The 6,438-nt window shown below is 60.6% G+C and carries 5 protein-coding genes; 1 reads left to right on the top strand and 4 read right to left on the bottom strand.

What is annotated here, in order from left to right; all coding sequences use genetic code 11:
• Nucleotides 1-3,195 (bottom strand): DNA-directed RNA polymerase subunit beta (locus RDN59_RS10925; protein ID WP_308607865.1); only part of this gene is annotated, 3,195 nt, incomplete at its 3' end.
• Between the two features lie 294 nt (nucleotides 3,196-3,489).
• On the bottom strand, nucleotides 3,490-4,446 hold the full coding sequence (locus tag RDN59_RS10920) for a DUF3068 domain-containing protein (protein WP_308607864.1): 957 nt from the start codon (nucleotides 4,444-4,446) through the stop codon (nucleotides 3,490-3,492).
• A gap of 160 nt (nucleotides 4,447-4,606) precedes the next feature.
• On the opposite strand from RDN59_RS10920, the gene RDN59_RS10915 reads away from it, so the two are divergent.
• Complete coding sequence (locus RDN59_RS10915; protein ID WP_308607863.1) at nucleotides 4,607-5,851, top strand: MFS transporter; 1,245 nt, start codon at nucleotides 4,607-4,609, stop codon at nucleotides 5,849-5,851.
• A gap of 17 nt (nucleotides 5,852-5,868) precedes the next feature.
• Here the strand turns inward: RDN59_RS10915 and RDN59_RS10910 are convergent, their stop codons facing one another.
• Both RDN59_RS10910 and RDN59_RS10905 read right to left on the bottom strand, forming a co-directional pair.
• Nucleotides 5,869-6,213, bottom strand: coding sequence for a HigA family addiction module antitoxin (locus RDN59_RS10910; protein ID WP_308607862.1), 345 nt, complete (start codon nucleotides 6,211-6,213; stop codon nucleotides 5,869-5,871).
• The gene (locus RDN59_RS10905; RefSeq protein WP_308607861.1) at nucleotides 6,191-6,436 is read right to left on the bottom strand and encodes a type II toxin-antitoxin system RelE/ParE family toxin; all 246 of its coding nucleotides are present in this window, start codon (nucleotides 6,434-6,436) and stop codon (nucleotides 6,191-6,193) included. The genes RDN59_RS10910 and RDN59_RS10905 overlap by 23 nt, the downstream gene beginning before the upstream one ends.
• Nucleotides 6,437-6,438 lie beyond the last annotated feature (2 nt).

Raw genomic sequence — 6,438 nt, 5'->3', positions numbered from 1 at the left:
GCTCTCGCCATACTCCTGCATTACCCTCCCCTCCATCTCGCCGAAGCGCTGGCCAGCGAACTGTGCCTTCCCACCCAGCGGCTGCTGGGTAATCATGGAGTACGGGCCGGTGGAGCGAGCGTGAATCTTCTCGTCGACGAGGTGGTGCAGCTTGAGCATGTACATGTAGCCGACGGATACCGGGTACAGGTAGGGCTCACCGGAGCGACCATCGAAGAGACGGGCCTTGCCGTGCTCATCCACCATGACGTCACCATCGCGGTTCGGCTTGGAGGAAGCCAGCAGGCGAGAAATCTCCTCGTTGGTGGCACCGTCGAAGACCGGGGTTGCGGTGAGCGACTCTGGCGGGACGTCGTACAGCTCTTCCGGAAGGGTCTTGAGCAGCTCAGCGTTGGCCGGATCCTCGGTATCGATCTTCCAACCGGCGTGTGCCAGCCAGCCGAGGTGCACCTCGAGAACCTGGCCGATGTTCATACGACGCGGCACACCGTGGGTGTTGAGGATGATGTCCACCGGGGTGCCATCCTCCATGAACGGCATATCCTCCGGCGGGAGAATCTTGCCCACAACGCCCTTGTTGCCGTGGCGGCCAGCGAGCTTATCGCCGTCCTGAATCTTGCGCTTCTGAGCCACGTAGACGCGGATCATCTCGTTGACGCCCGGGGCCAGATCGTCGTCATCCTCGCGGGAGAAGCGGGAAACGCCGATGACCTTACCGGTCTCACCGTGCGGCACCTTCATGGAGGTATCGCGGACCTCGCGGGCCTTCTCGCCGAAGATGGCGCGCAGCAGGCGCTCCTCCGGGGTCAGCTCGGTCTCACCCTTCGGGGTGACCTTACCGACAAGGATGTCGCCGGCGCGGACGTCGGCGCCGATGCGGACGATGCCGCGCTCGTCGAGGTCACGCAGGACGTCATCAGAGACGTTCGGGATCTCGCGGGTGATCTCCTCCGGACCCAGCTTGGTATCGCGAGCATCGATCTCGTGCTCCTCGATGTGGATCGAGGTGAGGATGTCCTCCTCCACGATGCGCTGGTTGAGGATGATGGCGTCCTCGTAGTTGTGGCCTTCCCACGGCATGAAGGCAACCAGCAGGTTGCGGCCGAGGGACATCTCACCGTTGTGGGTACCGGGGCCGTCGGCAAGTACCTGGCCTGCCTCCACACGGTCACCCAGGGAGACCAGCGGAGTCTGGTTGTAGTTGGTGTTCTGGTTGGTGCGCTCGAACTTACGCAGCATGTAGGTATCACGCTGACCCTCGTCATCCATGATGGTGATGAGGTCCGCGGTGACGTTCTCCACCACGCCTGCCTTCGGAGTGATGATGAGGTCACCAGCATCGTAGGCGGCGCGTTGCTCCATACCGGTGCCGACGTACGGGGCCTCGGAACGAACCAGCGGCACGGCCTGGCGCTGCATGTTCGCGCCCATGAGGGCACGGTTAGCATCGTCGTGCTCGAGGAACGGAATCATGGCGGTAGCCACGGAGACCATCTGGCGCGGGGACACGTCGACGTAGTCCACGCCGGCGGCGTCGGTCACGCCGATATCGCCGTCCTTGAGGCGAACCTCGATGCGGTCGCCGGTCAGGGTGCCGTCAGCATCCTTCTCAACCTCAGCCTGCGCAATGGCGAAGCGATCCTCTTCATCGGCGGTGAGGTACTCCACCTGGTCGGTGACCTTGCCGTCCACAACCTTGCGGTACGGGGTCTCGATGAAACCGAAGGCGTTGACGCGGGCGTAGGACGCCAGCGAACCGATCAGGCCAATGTTCGGGCCTTCCGGCGTCTCAATCGGGCACATGCGGCCGTAGTGCGATGCGTGAACGTCTCGCACCTCAATGCCGGCGCGCTCACGGGACAGACCGCCCGGGCCCAGCGCGGACAGGCGGCGCTTGTGGGTCAAGCCAGACAGGGAGTTGTTCTGGTCCATGAACTGCGAGAGCTGTGAGGTACCGAAGAACTCGCGGATGGCAGCAGAAACCGGGCGGACATTGATCAGGGAGGTCGGGGTAATCGACTCTGCATCCTGGGTGGTCATGCGCTCACGAACAACGCGCTCCATGCGGGACAGGCCCACGCGGACCTGGTTCTGGATGAGTTCGCCGACGGTACGCAGACGACGGTTACCAAAGTGGTCGATGTCGTCCGTGTGGATGGCGATCATCTCACCGTTCGGGGCCTTCATCTCACGCTCACCGGCGTGCAGGCGCACGAGGTACTCGAGGGTGACGGCGATGTCTTCCTCGGTCAGGGTCATTAGACCATCGTGGTCTCCGCCCAGGCCGAGCTTGCGGTTGACCTTGTAGCGGCCCACCTTGGCCAGGTCGTAGCGCTTCGCACGGAAGAAGGAGTTATCCAGCAGTGCCTGCGCGAGGTCACGCGTGGGCTGCTCGCCCGGGCGCTGCTTGCGGTAGATCTCCAGGAGAGCCTCATCGGTGTTGGCCACGCCATCGGACTCAAGGGTGGACATCATGAGCTCGGAGAAGCCGAAGCGCTCCTTGATCTGCTCCTCGGTCCAACCCAGGGCCTTGAGCAGCACGGTGACCGGCTGGCGGCGCTTGCGGTCGATGCGCACGCCGACGGTGTCGCGCTTGTCGACGTCAAACTCGAGCCACGCACCGCGGGAAGGAATGACCTTCACGGAGTGCAGCGGGCGCTCGGTGGACTTGTCGATGGTCTGGTCGAAGTACACACCCGGGGAACGCACGAGCTGCGAAACGATAACGCGCTCGGTGCCGTTGACGATGAAGGTGCCCTTCTCAGTCATCATCGGGAAATCGCCGATGAAGACGGTCTGGGACTTGATCTCCTGGGTGTCGTTATTAATAAATTCTGCGGTGACGTACAGTGGCGCCGAGTAGTTGATGTCCTTCTCTTTGCACTCGTCCACGGTGTTCTTCACCGGCTCGAAGCGAGGCTCCGACAGGGACAGGGACATGTTGCCCGAGTAGTCCTGGATCGGAGAAAGCTCCTCGAGGATATCCTCAAGGCCGCTCGTCACGCGTGCGTCTTCGCCGCGCTCTGCCTGCTCGCGCTCGCGCCACTCGGGGGTGCCGATGAGCCACGCGTAAGAATCGAGTTGTAGATCGAGGAGGCCCGGGACGGCGATGGGCTCGCTGATTTTAGCGAAGGAGTATCGCTTCGGGGCTCCAGGGATGTTGGCCACTGACTTGGTCTGGCGGGAGACTGCCAAGATGGGTCCTTCCAGTACCTCTGGCGGATTGCCTCCCCACCCTGGCCGGTGAGGTGCAAAACCGCTGGTAGATTTAGCATTCGGTCTGCTGTGGAACGACTGGGTTTAGAATGCACAAAATCACCTTGTCAAGTCGGTTTTGCCATCACCGCTCGAAAGGCTAAATGTGCACTAAAGATCCAGATTCCAGCGCAACGAAATAGCCTATAGCATAAAGGCAGCCTTGTAAAGGCGAAACACACTCTTGGCGTGTCGCTGCGGAGATCCGCACGCGCAGGCCTCTAGCGCGAGCGTCTAGCGGGAGTGACGGCTCGCGGGGCGACGGAAAGCACCCAGCGCCCCCATCAGCACCAAGAGCGCGCCTATGCCTACGCCGCCCCAGCGTACCCACAGCCCCACAGCACTCCGCGGGAAGCGCTCTGCTTGCTGGAGCAACTCCGTGCGGGATTCCTCATCGGTCGCACCGTTGAAGGCAAACTGTACCTCGCGCTCGTTGCCCTCGCGGTCGGCCCAGTAGTCCTTGACATCGACGTCCATACCCACGACGAGTCCGGTGGCTTGATCCACAAAGAGGTCTCTCGTTGCAGCATGGAAGAGGTAGCCCTGCTCGGTGGAACCATCCTCATTGCTCAGCGTTGTGGTCGTGTTCCCGGCATAAAGGGTAGCCACGTTGGTGGGCTCAATCTCCTGGTGGTAGCGGTAGACCGTACGGCCGTCGATGTCGAGGGATTCCTCGAAGACGGCATCGGCAGCCTTGCGCAGCACCGGGTCAAAGACCGGGTAGGTGGTCTGCTCGGCTTCGGCGGGCAGCTTCAGCCAGTAGCCCTCAACTGGGACCTCCGCCGTGGGCGAGCCCATGGTGTGGGAGAGCGCCGCCGGGCCCGTGGCCTCACCGCTGAGGCGGTCGACGGGATAATTCCACACACGCGCAAAGCTCAAGTCCTCGACGTTGCCCGTGCCGCCACGGATGGCGGATTCGCCGACTCGCAGCGTGGCGGTCTCCTTGTCCGCCGGATCCTGGATGTCCAGGTTGAGCTGATAGGTCATCGGCCCCTCGTACTGCGAGACACCCTCTGCGGACAGCTCCTGCGCGGTGGCGGTTTCATCCTGCATCGTCCACGTGGTGTCCTTGATATCCAGCGGCAGGCGCGGGCTAAAGCTCAAGAAGCTCGACGCCGCCAGGCCAGCTGCGATCAGCGCAACGCCGAGGCCGAGCAGAAGGACGGAGAAGATGCGGGACTTGGGCAGCATGGTGGCTTATCCTACCGATTCGTTTGCTCAAAACACATTTCCCTGGAGGGGGCGTTTCAGATTCACGTGGCATTGACGGGGGGCTACCGGAGCGTTTAATAGTCTAAGGATAAGTGCCCCACATCACACTTGAGATCGGATCGGCAGATTGCAGGAACCAATGAAGAATGACCCCCAAAGCAAGAACAGAGACTTCCGCCTCTACCTATGGTCAGACCTCGTGGCTCAGATAGCTGGGGTGGGAGCCGGGCTTGCTATTCCGGTGGTCACTCTACGCTTGAGCGATAGTCTTACCCTTGCCGGCCTGTATGGGACCATCACCGGAATAGCTGCACTGACGGGCGGAATCATCGGCGGCTCTCTTGCGGATATGTGGCGCCGCAAACCACTCATCATTGTGACCAACGCGCTGGCCGGGGTGCTCAACCTCGCGTTAGCGGGCCTCATCCTATCCGGAAGTTTCTCCCCCATCGTCTTCGGTGTGCTTCTCGGGAGCATGATGCTCTTTTACCGAATAGGTCAAGCTTGCTCCGACCCTTGCCTGCCCCAGCTCGTTGAGGAAGAACAACTCGCCGCCAAACAAGGGCTCATCCAAGCGCGCCTGCAATTTGCGGGACTCATCGGCCCCACTGTGGGCGGCGCACTTCTAGAAGTTAATCTGGCACTGCCCTTTGTGTTTGTAGGCTTGGCGAATTTCCTCACCATTGTTTTCTTCCTGTTCATCAGGGCTCGCCTAGACCCCGCAAAGAGGGCAGAGAACAAGCTCCTACGCACAACGAAGGAAGGCTTAGCCATCGTGGCTCGCTCACCCCTGCTGCGCGGGCTCATTGCCATGCAAACACTGTCGAACTGCGCAATTAACGGCTCACTGTTCATGGCCGTCCTCATACTGGAGGAGGGGAACAACCCTGGATGGGTAACGGGACTAGCCCGCACGTCCATCGGCCTCATCGGGATTGTGGGTGCTTTGTCGACGGGTTGGTTGCAGAAGAAGTTCTCGTTCGGCACCCTGCAGGTAGGCACGTGTGTCTGGGTTGCTGCGTCAATCGCCTGTGGCGCCCTGCTCAGCCCCAGCCTGTTGATGATCATCCCGCTAGGACTGTCTGTTCTTACAGCCCCAGCCGCCGGAGCGGTAACCTATGCCGCACTCCACAGGCTTATGGCAGAAGAAACATTTGGCCGAGTCACCAATATCCAAATGAGCACCGTCGTCTCACTCTCTAGCGTGTGGTCGACCCCTCTAGCCGCATTGTCTCATCGCTGGACCTTGACCACCGGTTTGTGGGCCAATGCGCTCGCCGGGCTCCTCGCTATCGGGCCCGCCCTCGTCTTTGTGCGCCGAGCCGATCGCGCCCTTGCACAAGCAGACGCGAAGGAGAAAGAGAATTCCCCTAGCCGCTCATGAGCGCGATTCCTCTGCTTTTATGAACGAGAATCAGCTTTTTCTTTGTGATTCCACGGAACGATAGCGCTGACATCAGTGGTCTGGCGAGCTTTCCACAGATCGTATTCCTCTTGGAGCCCGAGCCAGAACTCGGCGGAGTTCCCAAAATAGGCCGATAAACGCAAAGCCATATCGGCACTGATACCGAGCGCACCGCGGGTAATTTTGGAAACTTGGGAACGGGTAGTGCCAATGTCGTTGGCCAGACGATACTGGGTAATCCCGCAGGGTTTGAGGAATTCTAGGAGAAGTACCTCTCCAGGGGGCGGAACGGGAACAACATCAACATGAGAATGCGCGTCAGTGGTAGTCGATAAAGTCAACGTCAACAGCTCCCTCGGGTGTCCACTTGAATATGATGCGCCACTGCGAGTTGACGCGAATTGCGTAGTAGCCCTTAACCCACGCCGGCTTAAGGGACATTTCGTGTGGATAAACCGGTACGGATTTCCGGGGCAGCCTGGGATAATGCGGTGATCTTGATTTTGAATCGGTTCCAACAGCCCGATCGATGAAATCAACACCGGATAGTCCTAGGTCTGTGATAG

The sequence above is a fragment of the uncultured Corynebacterium sp. genome (assembly GCF_902489365.1).
Classification (GTDB): domain Bacteria; phylum Actinomycetota; class Actinomycetes; order Mycobacteriales; family Mycobacteriaceae; genus Corynebacterium.
The sequence above is the reverse complement of the archived record's forward strand: the minus strand, read 5'-3'. Positions and strand labels throughout refer to the sequence as shown.

What these genes read in the sequence shown, in the direction of transcription:
- RDN59_RS10915 (WP_308607863.1), top strand. Translation starts at nt 4,607, where the DNA reads ATGAAGAATGACCCCCAAAGCAAGAACAGAGACTTCCGCCTCTACCTA.
- RDN59_RS10920 (WP_308607864.1), bottom strand. Translation starts at nt 4,446, where the DNA reads ATGCTGCCCAAGTCCCGCATCTTCTCCGTCCTTCTGCTCGGCCTCGGC.